General features: G+C 61.8%; 2 protein-coding genes. Both read left to right on the top strand.

Features of this window, described 5'->3' with window-relative positions; all coding sequences use genetic code 11:
- The first annotated feature begins 206 nt into the window (after positions 1 to 206).
- Positions 207 to 6,122, top strand: a complete 5,916-nt coding sequence (locus ABIB36_RS12755; protein WP_354571580.1) for a non-ribosomal peptide synthetase — start codon at positions 207 to 209, stop codon at positions 6,120 to 6,122.
- Positions 6,123 to 6,507: 385 nt separating this feature from the next.
- Positions 6,508 to 20,241: a non-ribosomal peptide synthetase gene (locus tag ABIB36_RS12750; protein ID WP_354571578.1), complete on the top strand. Its 13,734-nt coding sequence runs from the start codon at positions 6,508 to 6,510 to the stop codon at positions 20,239 to 20,241.
- Positions 20,242 to 20,303 lie beyond the last annotated feature (62 nt).

Here is a 20,303-nt window from a genome sequence, read left to right as displayed (position 1 = left end):
TCAGGGTCAGGTGGCCCTGTTCGTGCACGGCGTGAGTGAGTGCAGATCGGTCGGCGCTTGGTAACCTTCGGAGTAGATTCTGGACTTGTAAAACAGACTTTTCATTTTGATTGTTGCGTAATTTACCGCTATAACAGCGCAATCACGACACAATCTCGACGTTGAGTCAGTCCGTATCCCGACCGATTGCGAGGTACTGCCCACCGATGAATGCGAAAAACCCGAACTCGGACGACATCGAATCCGACGTCACCCTGGATCCGTCGGCCGCAGGGCCGGCGAGATCAGGTCGATCCAGCGGGCGCAACAAGGACAGGCGTAAGCCTCGCACTCGTCGGGCGCGCGTTGCTCTTCTGCCGGATTTGTTGGCGTCGGCGGTGGAGCGGAGTCCGGATTCGTCGGCGTTGGTGTGTGGTTCTGCTGAGGTGTCGTATCGGGTGTTGGATTCGTTGTCTTCGCGGTTGGCTCGGGTGTTGGTGGGTGCGGGTGTGGAGGTGGATGGGTTTGTCGGTGTGGCGTTGCCGAGGTCGGTGGATTCGGTGGTGTCGGTGTGGGGTGTGGCGAAGTCCGGTGGTGCTGTGGTGCCGTTCGATCCTGGGTATCCGGTGGAGCGGTTGGAGCGGATGGTGGTGGATTCGGGGGTGCGGGTCGGTGTGACGGTGCGTGAGTTCGTGGGGTTGTTGCCGTTGGGTGTGGAGTGGATCGTGTTGGATGATCCGGCGGTGGTGGCGTTGTTGGCGTCGGTGTCGGGTGATCCGGTGTCGGCGGTGGATCGGGTCGGGCGTTTGCGGGCGGAGTCGGCGGCGTATGTGGTGTATACGTCGGGGTCTACTGGGGTTCCGAAGGGTGTGGTGGTGACGCAGGCGGGGTTGGCGAATTTTGCGGTGGAGCAGCGTGATCGGTATGGGTTGACGGGGGAGTCGCGGACGTTGCATTTTGCGTCGCCGAGTTTCGATGCGTCGATGTTGGAGTTGTTGTTGGCGGTGGGTGCGTCGTCGACGATGGTGGTGGCGGAGGCGTCGGTGTTCGGTGGGGTGGAGTTGTGGGAGTTGTTGGTTTCGGAGCGGGTGTCGCATGCGTTCGTGACTCCGGCTGCGTTGGCGTCGGTGGATCCGGTGGGGTTGGTCGATCTTCGGGTTGTGGTGGTCGGTGGTGAGGCGTGGTCGCCTGAGTTGTTGGGTCGGTGGGCGGTGGAGCGTGGTGTCGGTGGGGAAGTGCGTGAGTTTTTCAATGGGTATGGTCCGACGGAGACGACGATCATGTCGAATATTTCGGGTGCGTTGGTGGCGGGGGACGTGGTGTCGATCGGTGCGCCGATCCGTGGGATGTCCGCGGCCGTGCTCGATGATCGGTTGCGTCCCGTGCTCGGCGGCGCGAAGGGTGAGTTGTACCTCTGGGGCCCCGGTGTCGCGCGTGGCTACCACAGTCGCATGGGGCTCACGGCAGGACGATTCGTCGCCAATCCTCTTGTCGAGGACGGCACAAGGATGTATCGCACGGGCGATGTCGTTCGCCGCCTGCCCGATTCGCACGATATCGAGTATGTGGGGCGCAGTGATTTTCAGGTGAAGGTGCGTGGTTTCCGGATCGAGTTGGGTGAGATCGATGCTGTGGTGACCTCGTATCCGGGGGTCGAGTTCGCGGTGACGGTGGCGCGTTCGGGGGAGCAGGGTGTGGCGGGTGCGACGGTGTTGGTGTCGTATGTGTTGCCTGCTGTGGGTTCGGATCTGGATGTGTTGGAGATTCGGGGGTGGGTGAAGGAGCGGTTGCCGCGGCACATGGTGCCTTCGCAGGTGGTTGTTCTCGATGAGTTGCCGTTGACTCCGGTGGGTAAGTTGGATCGTGCTGCTTTGCCGGAGCCTGCGGGTGTGGTGCGGGAGTTCCGGGCGCCGGTGTCGGAGTCGGAGCGGGTGGTGGCGGGTGTGTTCGAGGATGTGCTCGATGTCGATCGGGTGGGGCTCGATGATGACTTCTTCGAGTTGGGCGGCAACTCACTCATCGCAACGCAGGTTGCGTCGCGATTGAGTTCGGCGCTCGGGCGCGCGGTGTCGGTCCGAACTCTGTTCGAGAGCTCGAGCGTGGGATCACTCGCTGTATCGGTGGAAGATGCTTCGGAGATCGTCCAGCGGCAACCGCTGACGATGTCCGAACGCCCTGCTCGAATTCCACTCTCCCTTGCGCAGCAAAGGTATTGGTTCCTCAATCAGTTCGACACCTCGTCGGTGGTGGACAACATCCCGATCGCGGTGCGGCTGTCGGGGGCTCTCGATGTCGCGGCACTTCAGGCCGCCGTTGCAGATGTCGTCGACCGGCACGAGGTACTTCGGACCTTGTATCCGAACGAACCGCTCGGTCCTTCGCAGTCGGTTCTGCCTGCGGGGAGTGCCGTTCCCGACCTGACGCCAGTGGCAGTGCAACCCGAGGACGTCCCTTCCCGTGTGCGCGAGGCAGTGACGAGACAGTTCGACGTCACCGAGACGCCACCGGTGTTCGTCAGGCTGTACGCCGTCGACCAGACGAGCGGGGATAGCAATGGCGAGTACGTGCTCGTGATCGTCGTACATCACATCAGTGCGGACGGATCCTCCCTCCCCGTGCTCGTGCGGGACGTCATGCTGGCATATTCGGCCCGTGCGGCCGGACATGCTCCGCAGTGGTCGCCGTTGCCGGTGCACTACGCCGACTTTGCTCTGTGGCAGCGCGAAGTGCTCGGAGACGAGTCCGATCCCGACTCGATGCTCAGCACGCAGATCGCATACTGGCAGGAGCACCTACGCGGAGTCGCTCCTGTGATGGACCTGCCTACCGATCGGCGCCGACCGGAACATCAATCGTTCGCCGGCGCGGCAGTGCGTACGACCCTTACCGACGAGGTACACCGAACTCTCGTGAGTCTCGCGCATGCGCACGAGGCCTCACTGTTCATGGTCGTCCACACTGCTTTGGCCGCATTCCTGAGCCGGATGAGCAGCTCCGGCGACGTCGTAGTCGGTACTCCCATTGCAGGTCGCGTCGATCAGGCGCTGGACGGACTCATCGGCATGTTCGTCAATACCCTCGTGCTCCGGACCCGGGTCGACGCGAGTTCCAGCTTCCTCGAGGCGCTCGCCGACGTACGGGAAGTGGATCTCGCGGCATTCGCGCATTCCGATGTGCCCTTCGAGCGGGTCGTCGAAGCGATCAATCCGCCACGATCCTCCGAATACAGCCCACTCTTCCAGGTCGGCTTCTCGTTTCAGAACATCGCACAGGAGTCGCTCGAGCTTCCGGATCTGACCGTTCGGCCGGTCGAATTCGAATCGAACGTTGCCAAGTCCGATGTGCACTTCACTATCACCGAAAGTTCGGAACGCAGTGGCGATTCTGCGTTCGGTATCGAACTGGCATATGCAACAGATCTTTTCGACGAGAGTACGGCGCTATCGATGCTCGATCGATATGTACGCGTGCTCGACGCCGTAGCCGCAAATCCCATGGTGCTGATCGGCGACATCGAACTGATGACCGAGCCCGAACATCGATCGATGGTCTTCTCCGCCGACCGGACGGCGCATCCGGTCGCTGAATCGACGTTGATTTCGATGTTCGAGGCGTGGGTGGCCGAAACCCCGGACGCCGAAGCTGTTGTTGCCGAAGGACAACGAATGACTTTCCGGCAGTTCGATTCGCGGGTCAACGCGACGGCTCGATACCTGATCGAACGTGGAATCGGACCGGAGTCCGTTGTGGCACTGTCGATCCCGCGAGGCGTCGACCTGTTGGTGGTGATGTACGCGGTAGTCAAGACCGGTGCCGCCTACGTTCCTCTCGACGGTGAGCATCCGGCCGATCGCAATGCCTACATCGTCGATACCGTCGCTCCTGCGCTTGTCGTCACCGGTCCTGGTGACAGCGGGGACTGGCAGAGCACGGCGCCGACGGTGTCGGTGGACGAGATCGACTCCTCCAAGTACTCCGGTGGCCCCATCGGAGACTCCGAGCGCGCCGCGCCGGTGCGACCGGACAACACGGCTTACGTCATTTTCACCTCGGGTTCGACCGGAAAGCCCAAGGGAGTGGCAGTCTCCCACCGAGCGATCGTCAATCAGCTGCAGTGGCTGCGTGCCAGCTTCCAAACCGGCCCTGGCGATGTCGTGTTGATGCACACCGCGGTGACGTTCGATCTGTCCGTCTGGGAATACTGGGGCGCACTCGCCGCAGGCAGCACAGTGGTCATCGCTGCGCCCCGATCACATCCGGATCCTGCTTATCTTCTCGCCTTGATGCGTTCGGAGAATGTGACGACCCTCGGTGTGGTGCCGGCGATGCTGAACACCCTTCTGATGCAAGCCGAAGGGGTACTGCCCACATCTATCGAGCGTGTTTACGCGATCGGCGAGGAACTCGCCGCAGGCCTCGCTCAGTGGTTCCGCCGAGGCAACTCGGGGAAGCTGGTCAATCTCTACGGGCCGACCGAAGCTGCGGTATCGGTGACCTGTCACGAGGTGGTGCCGGAAGATGTCGGCGGCGTGCCCATCGGCCTTCCTGTGTGGAACACCGGCACTCTCGTCTTGGATTCTCGAATGAACCTCGTTCCGGCAGGAGTCGGCGGAGATCTGTATCTCACCGGCGTCCAGTTGGCGCGCGGCTACACCTCACGAACGGCACTGACCTCCGAGCGTTTCGTCGCCGATCCGTTCGGAACGAACGGGTCTCGAATGTACCGAACCGGTGATCTCGCCCGATGGAATCGCGATGGTGAGCTGGAGTACCTCGGTCGATCGGACGAGCAGGTGAAAGTGCACGGCTACCGCATCGAGTTGGGCGAGATCGAGTCGGTTCTTCGCACCCACTCTGACGTGAACGACGCAGCCGTCGTCGCGCGTGAGGACGGAAATTCGGGTCACCGGCTGGTTGCCTACGTCGTTCCGGCTGCAGATCGATCGATCGATCGAGACTCGCTGCAGGCGCTGGCAGCCGAGGAGTTGCCGTCGTACATGAAGCCCGCAGCCTTTGTCGTTCTCGATCGACTTCCGTTGAATCCGAGCGGCAAGGTGGATCGTCGAGCCCTTCCCGATCCCGTATTCGACAAGGTGCACTACAAGGCGCCGAGCAGTGAGACCGAAGCTCTGGTCGCACGGGTGTTCGCCGATACTCTGGGCACCGAGGACGTCGGCGTGGACGACGACTTCTTCGAACTCGGTGGCAACTCGATGGTCGCCGTCCGAATGGTGGGCGTGCTGAGTTCGGCGGTCGGTCGCGATGTACCTCTTCCCTGGGTTTTCGGAAGTTCGACACCCGCAGAGCTGGCCGCACGCCTCGACCGCGAACCGTCGACGTCGAGTGCCGGGCGCGTTCCCGGCGGACCACTCGACGTTCTCGTCACGCTCCGCGAGGGAAGCGCGGACCAAGCGCTCTTCTGCTTCCACCCGATCACGGGCACCGCGTGGGCGTTCGCAGGACTGGCGCCGCATCTCGATGCCGATCGACCTGTCTACGGTCTTCAATCTCCCGCGCTGTCCGGTGCTGCACTCCCGATCTCGATCGAAGCCTGGGCCGAGCTGTACGTGCACGAGATTCGCGCCGTTCAGCCGGTCGGGCCCTACCACCTACTCGGATGGTCGATGGGTGGTGTAATTGCGCACGCAGTTGCGGTTCGGCTTCGTACTCTGGGGGAGAGCGTCGAGACGCTCGCCGTGATGGATGCGACCCTCGGTACGGCCGAAGGTCGTACGACGGCGATACCGACAATGGTCGATCTCGTCGGTGAGTTCGGTGGGGAAACAGACCGCGATGTCGCCGATTTCGACGTACAGGACGCGGTGGATCTGGTTGCGACCCTGCCGCCGCCCTTCGACTCGCTGACCAGAGATCGGATCGAGATCATTTTCGGCGGGATTCGGCGCTCCGCCGAACTCCTGGAGGAATATCGGCCGAGCAGGTTCGATGGGGAGCTGCTGTACTTCACCGCCGAACTCGACGACCCCTCGGGCGAGTCCGGCGCGTCTACCTGGAAGTCGGCTGTCGACGCCGAACGTACGGTCAACTATCCAGTGGAGACGACCCACTGGAAGATGGCCTCGCCCGCATCGTTGGGATTGATCGGACCGATTCTGAACAAGTGGATCCTCGGCGGTCGCTGATCCGACAGGTGACGTTATCCACGACCTCGCGGTGACGGCACGTACCTCGGCGAATCATCCGAGTGAATGATTTACCCGACCATAACGGTCCTCGCGCCCGGTACGGCCCTCGGTAACGTCTGCCTGTCGTGAGCGATGGGGTATACATGGACGACAATTTGTCGTTGTAAACCTGTACGGGGCGACTGCAGGAACTCGGTCTTTTCGAGTACTCGGTTCGACCTCGGATCGAGATCAAAGGGTGAGTCTTGTTCAAGTCTGAGTTGTCTGTTTCCGTGCCCGTCGAAGTCGAGCTTCGATGAGTGGCGACGGCCAGAACAGCTCGGCCAGCACTACCTCTCCAGGAACATCCCGCTCGACGGCACGACCTCGGCGAACTCCGCGCGTGCGACGCCCGCGCATCCCACTTCTGCCCGACATTTTACTTGCTGCGGTCGAGTCCGATCCGTCGGCTTCGGCACTGTCTTTCGAAGGCACAGACCTCTCGTATGCCGAGGTGGACGCGTGGTCGAGCCGGCTGGCACGGGCCCTGATCGGGCGCGGCCTCGGCGCCGACGACGTCGTTGCAGTCGCGATGAAGAGGTCGGCTTCGTCCGTTCGATCCGTGTGGGGTATCGCCAAATCGGGCGCCACCTTCCTGCCGGTGGATCCCAACTATCCTGCCGATCGCATCGATCACATGCTCACCGATTCGGGCGCTCGCTTCGGTGTGACCGTGTCGGAATTCGTCGATGCTCTGCCAAAGACGGTGGATTGGCTCGTCCTCGACGACCCGGCTTCCGTCGCCGAGTTGGGCGGCAACGACGACTCGCCGGTAATGGCAGCCGACCGCGTGCGGCCACTGCACGCGACGCATGGCTGCTACATGATCTACACCTCGGGCTCGACTGGAGTGCCCAAAGGTGTGGTCGTCACCCATGCGGGCCTGAGCGATCTCGCCGTCGAGTTGCGCGAACTGTACTCACTCACGAGCTCGTCGCGAACCCTGCACTTCGCCTCACCCAGCTTCGACGCTTCGGTCTTCGAACTGCTCATGGCAGTGACGGCGTCGTCGACGATGGTTGTCGCACCTCCTTCGGTGTACGGAGGAATGGAGCTTGCCGAGCTGTTGCGAGAGGAACGAGTCACTCACGCGGTCATCACGCCCGCTGCACTGGCGTCGGTCGATCCTGCAGGCTTGGTCGATCTCGAGATGGTTCTCTCGGCGGGTGAGGCGTGTCCGCCGGAGCTCGTGAGCAAATGGGCCGTGGATCGGCCGGCCGGCCGGCGAAGGTTCTTCAACGGCTACGGTCCGACCGAGGCCACAATCATGGCTACGTGCAGTAGTGCATTGGACCCAGGCGCGACGGTATCGATCGGCGGCCCCATCCGTGGAATGTCGGCGGCTGTTCTCGACGACCGGTTACGACCGGCGATCGCAGGTTCCAAGGGGGAGCTGTATCTGTGGGGTGCAGCCCTCGCCCGCGGTTACCACGGCAAGGAGGCGCTCACCGCCGACCGATTCGTCGCAAACCCGTTCGCAAACGATGGTTCGCGGATGTATCGCACCGGAGACATCGTCAGATGGCGTCACTCTTCCAAGGTCCTCGAATACTCCGGACGCAGTGATTTTCAAGTCAAGATCCGCGGATTCCGTATCGAACTCGGCGAGATCGATTCTGCACTGACGGCACACAGCGGAGTCGATTTCGCGGTAACCGTGGCACGCGAGGGCGTCGGCGGTGCAGCAGGCGCAGGCGCAGAGTCCGGCGGCGGTGCGGGTTCGGCCATGCTCGTGTCCTACGTCCTCGCGGTCGAGGGAGTGGCGTTGAGTACGGCGGACCTGACGCAGTTCGTCGCAGACACACTTCCGCGGCATATGGTTCCGACGACGATCGTGTTGATCGACGAGCTTCCGCTGACACCGGTGGGCAAGCTGGACCGAGCTGCATTGCCGGACCCGGTTCTCCTCGCACGCGAGTTCCGAGCACCCGAGAGTCCGACACAACGCGTCGTGGCCGGCGTGTTCTCCGAGTTGCTGGACCTACCCCGGGTCGGTCTGGACGACGACTTTTTCGAGCTCGGTGGAAACTCGCTGATCGCGACCCAAGTTGTCGCGCGTATCGGTGCGGCCCTCGACACCACAATCTCGGTTCGCTCGCTGTTCGACTATTCGTCGGTAGTTCGCTTCGCCGAGTCGGTCGATGCGCAGAACAATGTCGGACACCGAACACCCTTGACCGCACGCTCACGTCCGGAGCCGATCCCTCTCTCGCTCGCACAACGGCGAATGTGGTTCATGAATCGGTTGGAGCCGGAATCGGCGATCAACAACCTCCCCCTCGCAGTGAGACTGACGGGCGAGCTGAACACGGCGGCCCTGTCACAGGCGGTGTTCGATGTCGTGAACCGACACGAGACACTGCGAACGTACTACCCAGAGAAGAACGGTGACGGCCATCAGGTCGTCCTCGACGCCGTGGATGTCGCTCCCCGGCTCGTACCTGTTCCTGTGGCCGACTCCGAGACTGTCGGTGTGCTGCAGGCCATGACCCTGGCTCCGTTCGACCTCACCACCGAAGTTCCCCTGCGTGCGCAGCTGCTGGCGATCGGCGACGGGGATTACGTGCTTGCGCTAGTCACCCATCACATCACCGCCGACGGTGCGTCGTTGGCTCCGCTGACGCGAGACCTGATGACGGCGTACGTCTCTCGTGCTGCAGGCATCGAACCGGCGTGGACGCCCCTGCGTGTTCAGTACACGGACTACACGCTGTGGCAGCACGAAGTCCTCGGGTCCTCCGACGATCCGACGTCGCAGATCGCCGTACAGGAATCGTTCTGGAAGTCCGAGCTGGAGGGAATCCCGTCACAGCTGGACCTACCGACCGACCGACCACGCCCGTCGGTGCAATCCAGTGCGGGCGGCACCGTGGATTTCGAAATTTCCGGCACCACGCACAGAGCACTCCTCGAACTCGCCAAGTCCAAGAACGCCACGTTTTTCATGGTCGCCCATGCGGCGCTGGCTGTTCTGCTTGCTCGGTTGTCCAACGTCGACGACGTCGTCATCGGAGCGCCGATCGCGGGTCGCGGGGACGAGCAACTCGACGATCTCGTCGGAATGTTCGTCAACACCCTTCCGCTGCGAACTCGATTGGACCCGACCGAGCCATTCGTGGATCTATTGGGGCGGGTGCAGGAGTCGGATCTGCAAGCATTCGGCCACGACGCGGTTCCTTTCGAACGGCTCGTGGAGGTGCTCGACCCTGAGCGCTCGCCTTCCCGACATCCGATCTTCCAGGTCGCGATCTTCCTGCAGAACATGACGCAACAAGGTCTGGAACTTCCGTCCCTCGCGGTCACGCCGGTGCCCATGGACGGCGCTTTGGCGAAGTTCGATCTGCAGTTCACTCTCGCCGGTGCCGATACCAGGCACGGCGACGGCGGTCCTATCGCTGCCCAGATCACTTACGCAACAGCACTGTTCGACGAGAAGACGGTACAGTCTCTTGCTCGTCGGTACTGTCGAATTCTGGATGCCATCGCGGCCGATCCAGTCGATCTGGTCGGTGAACTCGATCTCCTCGGCGACGCCGAACGCCAGATGTTGCTGCGCGACTGGAACGACACCCACCACGCACTTACGGGCGAGTCGAACTTGCTGTCGAAATTCGACGATCGGGTAGTCAGCCACCCAGACCAGATTGCTGTGATCTTCGAAGATCGATCCCTGACCTACCAGGAGTTCGACAGTCGTGTCGATTCGCTGGCACGAGCGCTGATCGCTCGCGGAATCGGACCCGAGGCACGCGTGGCTGTCGCGATCCGGCGATCGCTGGATCTGGTCGTCGGTATCTACGCTGTACTGCGCGCCGGGGCAGCGTTCGTTCCGGTCGATCCGGACCACCCCGAAAGTCGCGTTCGGTACATCGTGGAGGCAGCCGGTCCCGCCTGTGTGCTCGTGTCCGGCGACCACGATCGTGAACTCTTCGGCGATGTCGCGATCCTCGACGTCACCGAAGTCGACACGGTTTCCGGAGAGCGCAGCGCGACTGTCACCGACTCGGACCGCGTCGCTACGTTGACGCCCGACAACACTGCTTATGTCATTTTCACCTCGGGATCGACCGGCAAGCCCAAGGGCGTTGCCGTCTCACATCGCGCCGTCGTCAACCAAATGGCATGGATGCGAACGGAATACGACCTCACCGCGGCGGATGTATACCTGCAGAAGACCGCAACCACATTCGACGTGTCGCTATGGGGATTCTTCCTCCCTCTCCAGGTAGGTGCGTCGCTCGTGCTCGCGACCCCGGACGGACACCGCGACCCCGCATACATCGCAGATACCATCGCGGAGCATTCCGTCACGCTCACCGACTTCGTGCCTTCCATGCTGACAACGTTCACGGCACATGCCTCGGGACTTTCCTGCAGGAGCCTCAGGCACGTCTTCGTCATCGGCGAGGCATTCCCGCTTGAAACCGCGAACGCATTCCGTGCGATCTCCTCGGCCGGTCTACATAACTTGTACGGTCCGACCGAGGCTGCAGTGTCGGTGACGTATTGGGAGTCGACCGCTTCGGACAGCGGCACCGTTCCTATCGGCAGGCCCGAGTGGAACACGGCGGCAGTCGTTCTCGACTCGCAGCTGCGGATCGTTCCGGCGGGCACGGCAGGCGAACTGTATCTCTCCGGCGTTCAACTGGCCCGCGGATACCTGGGTCGACCCGATCTGACATTCGACCGATTCGTCGCAGACCCGACCGGGACTCCGGGTACGCGTATGTATCGGACGGGGGACCTCGCTCGGTGGCGCCTGAGCAAGAATGGTGAGCCGGGTATTCTGGAATACATCGGACGCACCGACTTTCAGGTGAAATTTCGCGGACAGCGAATAGAACTCGGCGAAATCGAAACGGCACTGCTCGCGCACCCCACCATCAACCAAGCCGTCGTACTCGTCGTCACCGTGGCCTCGAGCGATCATCTCGTCGCATACGTCGTTCCGAGACCAGGTACGTCGGTGGACGTCGCCTCGGTCCGGACCGATCTCGGCCGACTTCTCCCCACCTACATGGTCCCTGCGGCAGTTGTCGTTCTGGATGCGTTCCCGCTGAACTCGAGTGGGAAGCTCGACCGGAAGGCGCTTCCCGAGCCCACCTTCGAAACTCGGGAGTTTCGGGCGCCGACCACGCCGGTCGAAGAGATCGTCGCCTCGACATTCGCGGAAGTACTCCGTATCGATCGTGTCGGGCTCGATGATGACTTCTTCAGCCTCGGTGGCAACTCACTGATCGCTACCCGGGTAGTTGCCAGACTCGGGGAGGCTCTCGACTCCCGTGTGCCGGTGCGATCGTTGTTCGAGGCGTCGGGGGTGGAGACACTGGCTGCACGCTTGGAAAGTTCCGTCGGTAGCGGCGCACGCGCCCAGCTCACCCGACAGGTACGGCCCGAACGCATCCCATTGTCGCTTGCGCAGCAACGCATGTGGTTTCTCAATCAGCTCGACTCCTCCTCCGCCGCCTACAATTTGCCGGTTGCCATTCGGCTACGAGGCGATCTCGATGTGATGGCGTTGTGCACGGCCCTCGAAGATGTGGTCGATCGTCATGAGTCGCTGCGCACTGTCTATCCGTCGATCGACGGACAGCCCCACCAGAACATTCTTTCGGGTGCAGACGCGACCGTCGGGTTCACGCCGGAGACCGTGTCGGAATCCGACCTCGGCGACCGCTTGATCGGGCTCTTCGGACGAGGTTTCGACGTGTCGATCGAGATACCGCTCCGTGCAGAACTCTTCGTGGTCGGTGAAGACGATCATGTACTCGCTGTGGTGGTTCACCACATCAGTTCCGATGGATACTCGATGGGGCCACTCGCCCGCGACGTGATGTCTGCTTACGTTGCGCGAGCATCAGGTGAGTCACCGAACTGGGCACCGCTCGCGGTTCAGTATGCCGACTATGCGCTGTGGCAGCGTGCGTCATTGGGGAAAGAGACAGACCCCGGGTCCCTCGCCGAAGTCCAATTGTCGTACTGGGCCGAAAAGCTTTCCGGCATCGCGACCGAAATAGAACTGCCGAAGGATCGTCCACGCCCGACAGTGGCAAGCAATACCGGTCGGACCGTGACCATCACCCTCGACGGTAGGAGGATCGAAGCTCTCGATGTGCTTGCGCGAGAGAATAATTCGTCGCGCTTCATGGCAGTGCACACGATTCTCGCTGTCCTTCTCGCACGATTGTCGGGAACCGACGACATCGCAATCGGAACACCGGTTGCAGGCCGGGGCGACGCGTCTCTCGACGATGTGATCGGCATGTTCGTCAACACCCTGGTGCTTCGTACCGAGCTCGATCTCGGAGCGGACTTTCCGACGCTGCTCGCTGCGACTCGCGAGGTCGACCTCGAAGCGTTCGCCCACGCAGACATACCGTTCGAGCGTGTGGTCGACGTGGTGGCCCCGGAGCGCTCGCAGGCGCGTCATCCGCTTTTCCAAGTGATGTTGGCGTTCCAGAACATGGAGCGTCGAACATTCGAGCTACCCCAACTAGCGGTCACTCCTGTCGATCTCGATTTCGAGATCGCCAAATTCGATCTTCAGGTAACGGTGCTCGAGTCAGGTGGCGCGGGCGGCTCCCCACAGGGGATGACTGTGCAGTTCGCCTATGCCGTGGACTTGTTCGACCATCAGACCGTCGTCTCCTTCGCAGATCGGTTTCTGCGTCTGCTGAGCGGCATCCTCGCTCAGCCGAAGAGTGCAGTCGGAGACGTCGATGTGTTCGGTCCAGGAGAACGAGATCTGGTGCTGCGGCAGTGGTCCGGTTCCTCGGTCGCGCCGATTCCCCAGCCCGAGCACCGGACCCTGGCCGCTCGATTCGACGATCAGGTAGCGGCAGCTCCGATGGCTCAGGCACTCGTGTACGAGGACGAGCGGCTGAGCTATGAGGAACTCGCAATGCGAGCAAATCGGCTGGCCCGACTTCTGATCGCTCACGGGGTCGGCCCGGAAACTCTCGTAGCGGTCGTCATGCCTCGGTCGGTCGATCTCGTAGTCGCCGTTCTCGCCGTCATTGCCTCGGGCGCAGGTTACGTCCCGATCGACCCTTCGTACCCACAGGAGAGAATCGATTACGTCCTCGAAGACTCCGCGCCGGCTGTTGTTCTCACCTGGTCCGGTCGCGAGGCGCGGCTCGGAGGTTCAGCTTCTGTTCTCGATGTGGACACGCTGGATCTGAATGCGATGTCGGGCACAGCGGTCGGTGACCACGACCGCACCGCAACGCTTCGGCCTTCGGACGTGGCGTACGTGATCTACACGTCCGGATCGACTGGCCTGCCGAAGGGCGTTGCTGTACCACATGACGCCGTCGGTCGGCTGCTCGATGGAACAGATAGCTTGTTCTCTTTCGATTCCGCCGACACCTGGACGCTGTTTCACTCATACGCCTTCGACTTCTCGGTGTGGGAACTGTGGGGTCCATTGCTACACGGTGGAACTCTCGTCGTGGTCGACTACTTCACCTCGCGCTCTCCGGATCTCTTCCGCCAGATGCTCATCCGGGAAAACGTGACGGTTCTGAATCAGACACCCTCGGCATTCCACCAATTGGCGGAGATCGACCGTATGGAAGGCGGGACGGCACTCTCCGCTTTGCGCTACATCGTATTCGGCGGCGAGCCCCTGGAACTCCGTCGTCTGACACCATGGTTCGACCGCTACGGTGATCGCGCGCCGCGCCTGGTGAACATGTACGGCATCACCGAGACGACAGTTCACGTCTCGCACCGTGAACTGGACTCGGCACTGGTCGCGTCGGCATCGGGTTCCGTTGTCGGCGGTGCTATTCCAGGATTGCGAATCCACATCCTCGACACCCGTCTTGCCCCGGTTCCACCCGGGGTCGCAGGCGAGTTGTACATCGGTGGCGATCAGGTGGCGCGGGGCTATCTCGGAAGGCACTCGCTCACGGCGACACGTTTCATCGCAGACCCGTTCTCCGCCAGTGGAGTGCGCCTGTACCGATCTGGCGATGTTGCCAGATGGAACGGTGCCGGCGAACTGGAGTTCGTCGGCCGTGCCGACGACCAAGTGAAGATTCGTGGCTTTCGGATCGAACTCGGCGAAATCGAATCGGTGATTCTCGAACTGGATCGAGTCGCACAGGTCGCGGTCGTGGCACGCGAGGACATTCCGGGCACCACTCGACTGGTGGCGTACGTAGTGCCCGGGAACGGAGTGGTGATCGACGACGAAGATCTGCGTAGTCAGGTCTCCGCCGCAGTGCCCGAATACATGGTGCCTGCTGCATTCGTGATACTCGAGTCGATTCCGTTGACTGTCAACGGCAAGCTCGATCGTCGTGCTTTGCCGGCTCCGATGGTGCGCCGCAACGACTTTCAGGCGCCTCGGACCGATGCCGAGCGAATCGTCGGTGAAGTCTTCGCGGATGTTCTCGGCGTCGAGCGAGTGGGAGTCGACGACTCGTTCTTCGCACTCGGTGGCGACAGCATCATGTCGATTCAAGTCGTGTCACGGGTGAAGAGTCGTGGACTGTCGATAACCGCCCGAAACATATTCGAACACAAGACAGTAGCTGCGATCGCGGAGAACGCCACGGCCGTGGACGGGGTGGACTCACCCGGGGTTCTCGACGAGATGCCGGGCGGTGGAGTCGGTCCGATCCCGGCCACTCCGATGGTGGCGCAGATGCTCGAGCGCGGCACAGACCTAGGTCGATACACCCAAAATCTAGTCCTCGAGCTCCCGTTGGGCATAGACACAGATGGGGTGACAGCCACGATTCAGGCCGTCGTCGATCATCATGACGTCCTGCGATCCTCACTGGTCGCGACTGCTGAGCTCGGATCGGTCCATTACGTCGCAGAACGTGGCTCAGTCGACGCGGCCACCTTGCTCCACCGGGTCGAAGTCGATGAGGCAGTGGGTCCGGACGACCTACGAGAATTGGCGCTGATCGAGACGAATCGGGCCATGGACAGGCTGGATCCGTGGAACGGTGCCGTACTGCAGTTCGTGTGGCTCGATCCGGTATCCGTCGAATGCCGAGCTTCCAGAACGGGTCGGCTCGTGGTCGTCGCACATCACCTCGTGGTCGACGGAGTCTCTTGGCGAATTTTCGTCCCCGACCTGGTAAAGGCGTGGATCGCAGTGTCTAGTGGTCAGGCCCCAGCCTTGGAGCCGGTCGGAACATCATTCCGTCGTTGGGCACATGGGCTACGTGACGCGGCGGCATCGGACAAGCGTCGGAACGAACTCGACTACTGGGAATCGGTACTGTCCGGACCTGATGCAATGCTCGGATCCCGGCCGTTCGATTCCACTGTGGATGTCGCCTCGAGCGTCGACCGGGTCGAATTCGAGGTACCGGCCAGCGTCACCGATGCAGTGCTCACGACAATCCCCAGACTGTTCCACGGAAGCGTGAACGACGGGCTGCTCGCCACGTTCATGGTGGCTTTGAATCAGTGGCGGCGGGAGCGCGGTGGAGCAGAGGATCGATCTGCGCTGATTCGGTTCGAGGGACATGGCCGTGAAGAAGAAGCTGTGCCCGGCGCCGATCTCTCGCGCACCGTGGGATGGTTCACGAGCATCTATCCCGTGCGATTCGATCTCGACGAGATCGACCTCGACGATGCATTGGCCGGTGGACCACACCTCGGCAGAGCTATCAAGCTCGTCAAGGAGGCTTTGCGCGCAGTACCCGATCGCGGAATCGGTTTCGGTCAACTTCGATATCTGAATCCCGAGTCGGCCGCGCGATTGGCATCCCAGAGTGTGGGCCAGATCGTCTTCAACTATCTGGGACGGGTCGGACAGGAAACCGTACCGACCGAGTTCAATGGAATCGGGTGGCTCCCGGCCGGTGACCTCGGCGATCTCGCGGGGGATCCGGAGCCGACTATGCCCGCGATGGCGACGCTGGACATCAACTCGGTCGTGATCGGGGATCGTCTCAGTGGATCGATCGCCTTCCCCTCCGGATTGCTCGCTGCCGACGATGTTCGACACCTCACTGATTTATGGGTCGGCGCACTCGGATTGCTCGACGACTACTCCAGGTCGGACGCCGTCGGTGGACATACCCCATCCGACTTCGACCTCGTCCGAACTTCGAGTGCAGACATTGCGCGCTGGGAGGCGGGGTACAGAACGGTCACCGACGTCTGGCCGTTGACCCCGCTGCAGGCCGGGATGTACTTCCTCGGGGGGCTCGACGACAGCATCAGTGCAGACGCCTACACGGTCCAGATCTCGCTGGATCTAGGTGGACACGTCGACGCCGAGCGCCTTCATTCGGCCGCACGGACCCTACTCGAGCGACATCCGAACCTGCGAACCGCTTTCGTCGACGACGAATCAGGGACCCCGGTTCAGATCGTCGTCGACGGGCTCGCTCCGGAATGGACAGAGATCGACCTCACCGCCGAGCCGCTGGACGCGGTAGCCGCGCGTGCGGACCGCATCATGGCGGATGACAAGCTCCGACGTTTCGACCTGGCCGCCCCGCCGCTACTGCGATTCACTCTGATACGCCGCCACAGTGAGCCGGAGGGCACCACCGCAACGCTTGTTGTGACCAATCATCATGTACTGCTGGATGGTTGGTCTATGCCACTACTCATGCAGGAGTTGATCGTTCTTTACGCCATGGGCGCCGAGTCCGAACACCTTCCGCGAGCCAGGCCATACCGAAACTACCTCTCATGGCTGGTTCAGCGTGATCGTGCGGCGTCTGTCGAAGCCTGGAAGCAGGCACTTGTCGGAGTCTCGGAACCGACTCTGTTGTTTGCCGGTGCAAGTGAAGGCGACGGCGTCGGTATGGGCGAGTATGCGTTGACCCTCTCGGAGGAGAGCACGACGCGATTGTCGTGTGCTGCGTCCGAAATCGGTGTCACGTTGAATACTATGGTTCAAGCATCTTGGGGACTTGTCTCCAGCCGCTTGCTTGCTCGTCGTGACGTCGTGTTCGGCGCGACCGTGTCGGGCCGACCCGCGGAGCTGCCCGGAGTCGAAACGATGGTCGGCTTGTTCATCAACACCGTCCCGGTAAGGGTATCGGTCGATCCCAAAAACACTGTAATGCAGCATTTGTCGACGTTGCAGGCCGAGCAGGCGGACCTGCTCGATCATCACTACACAGGTCTGACCGAGATCGTGGAGGCTGCAGGTGACGGCGCCAAGTTCGACACGCTGGTCGTATTCGAGTCGTACCCGATCGACCGCGAGGCAATTGCCGAGAGCGGCTCCATCGATGGGCTCCGCTTACGAGGGGTACACACTTCCGATGGAAGTCATTACCCGTTGACACTGGTGACGACTGTGGACACGCAGATGCAGGTGCGATTCAAATATCGACGCGACGTGATCGACGAAGAGTCCGTGAAGGCTCTGGCGCAACGATTCTCGCGGGTCATGGAGCGAATGGAGGAGGTCGACACGAAGATCGGTTCGATCGATATTCTGGAGACATCCGAACGAGCCCGCTTGACGACCATGTCGAGTGGGCCGGGTGTGTCACCGATTCTGCTGCCGGATTTGTTGGCGTCGGCGGTGGAGCGGAGTCCGGATTCGTCGGCGTTGGTGTGTGGTTCTGCTGAGGTGTCGTATCGGGTGTTGGATTCGTTGTCTTCGCGGTTGGCTCGGGTGTTGGTGGGTGCGGGTGTGGAGGTGGATGGGTTTGTCGGTGTGGCGTTGCCGAGGTCGGTGGATTCGGTGGTGTCGGTGTGGGGTGTGGCGAAGTCCGGTGGTGCTGTGGTGCCGTTCGATCCTGGGTATCCGGTGGAGCGGTTGGAGCGGATGGTGGTGGATTCGGGGGTGCGGGTCGGTGTGACGGTGCGTGAGTTCGTGGGGTTGTTGCCGTTGGGTGTGGAGTGGATCGTGTTGGATGATCCGGCTGTGGTGGCGTTGTTGGCGTCGGTGTCGGGTGATCCGGTGTCGGCGGTGGATCGGGTCGGGCGTTTGCGGGCGGAGTCGGCGGCGTATGTGGTGTATACGTCGGGGTCTACGGGGGTGCCGAAGGGTGTGGTGGTGACGCAGGCGGGGTTGGCGAATTTTGCGGTGGAGCAGCGTGATCGGTATGGGTTGACGGGGGAGTCGCGGACGTTGCATTTTGCGTCGCCGAGTTTCGATGCGTCGATGTTGGAGTTGTTGTTGGCGGTGGGTGCGTCGTCGACGATGGTGGTGGCGGAGGCGTCGGTGTTCGGTGGGGTGGAGTTGTGGGAGTTGTTGGTTTCGGAGCGGGTGTCGCATGCGTTCGTGACTCCGGCTGCGTTGGCGTCGGTGGATCCGGTGGGGTTGGTCGATCTTCGGGTTGTGGTGGTCGGTGGTGAGGCGTGGTCGCCTGAGTTGTTGGGTCGGTGGGCGGTGGAGCGTGGTGTCGGTGGGGAAGTGCGTGAGTTTTTCAATGGGTATGGTCCGACGGAGACGACGATCATGTCGAATATTTCGGGTGCGTTGGTGGCGGGGGACGTGGTGTCGATCGGTGCGCCGATCCGCGGGATGTCCGCCCTGGTGTTGGACGGTGGACTCCAGCCGGTTCCGATTGGCGTCTCCGGTGAATTGTATTTGGCTGGAATGCAATTGGCGCGCGGTTACCACCGCCGATACGGCCTCACTTCGGAGCGATTCGTAGCGAATCCCTTCGGTGTCGATGGTTCCCGGATGTATCGCACCGGCGACATGGTGAGGTGGATCGGCGACGACCGCGGTGAGCCCATCTCGATCGAGTACGTGGGGCGCAGTGATTTTCAGGTGAAGGTGCGTGGTTTCCGGATCGAGTTGGGTGAGATCGATGCTGTGGTGACCTCGTATCCGGGGGTCGAGTTCGCGGTGACGGTGGCGCTTTCGGGGGAGCAGGGTGTGGCGGGTGCGACGGTGTTGGTGTCGTATGTGTTGCCTGCTGTGGGTTCGGATCTGGATGTGTTGGAGATTCGGGGGTGGGTGAAGGAGCGGTTGCCGCGGCACATGGTGCCTTCGCAGGTGGTTGTTCTCGATGAGTTGCCGTTGACTCCGGTGGGTAAGTTGGATCGTGCTGCTTTGCCGGAGCCTGCGGGTGTGGTGCGGGAGTTCCGGGCGCCGGTGTCGGAGTCGGAGCGGGTGGTGGCGGGTGTGTTCGAGGATGTGCTCGATGTCGATCGGGTGGGGCTCGATGACGACTTCTTCGAGTTGGGCGGCAACTCACTCATCGCAACGCAAGCGGTCGCTCGGCTTCGTAGGGTAGCTACGTCCGATGTTCGAGTGCAGTGGTTCTTCACTGATCGGACAGTCGAGGACTTGGCCAGGCGGATCGATGAATTCGATAGCGAGGCAACACGTTCTGCCGGCGACGCACTCGACATTCTTCTTCCGATTCGCGACCACGGAGATGTTGCGCCTGTATTCTGTGTTCATCCGATGCTCGGATTCGCATGGCCGTATGCGGGGCTGATGTCCTTCCTGGATGAAGACCGCCCCATCTACGGACTTCAATCTCCGGGACTCTCGATGTCGGAGGAGGTACCGACTTCGATTCACGAGTACGCGGCCCGATACGTCGTCGAAGTCCGTCGTGTGCGTCCGACGGGGCCTTATCACCTTCTTGGATGGTCGCTCGGCGGTGTCATCGCGCATGCGATGGCAGCGCAGTTACGCGAAGCAGGGGACACGGTGACGTTGACGATGATGGATTCGGTGTTGCACATCGAACGAAGCGAGTTCGAGGCGGAGTTGAAGTCCTTACTCGTTCCGGTGGGCGTGATCGAGGAAGATGAGTCGACACCGACCGTACTGTCCACCGAACAGGCTACTCGGGCCGCCGCTGCCATCGTTCAAGGTCCGGTAGGACTAACTGTGGGACAGGTGCATTCGGTCTACAAGAGTGCAGTCGCGTCTCCTGGCCAGATAAACGACTACAAGCCTGCACGTCTCGATGTGCCGCTGCTCTACTTCACTGCGGGTAGAACGCATCCCGAGGATGTCGAGGCGGCCGCACAATGGACCGATCATGTAGTCGAGGTCAGGGAGGTTGTTGTCGATGCGGCTCACGAGGATATGACCGGTGCGGAGGCCCTCGCGCTGGTCGGGCCAATCCTGAACGAGTACCTGAATACGAGTGACGGGCGTAACGGGTGATGAGACAGACACGATAAACTCTGCGGCTAGTGCAGTGCGCGGGGGGGATCGATGTAGTTCCT

It is taken from the genome of Rhodococcus sp. UYP9 (genome assembly GCF_040547235.1).
Classification (GTDB): Bacteria; Actinomycetota; Actinomycetes; order Mycobacteriales; family Mycobacteriaceae; genus Rhodococcoides.
The sequence above is the reverse complement of the archived record's forward strand: the minus strand, read 5'-3'. Positions and strand labels throughout refer to the sequence as shown.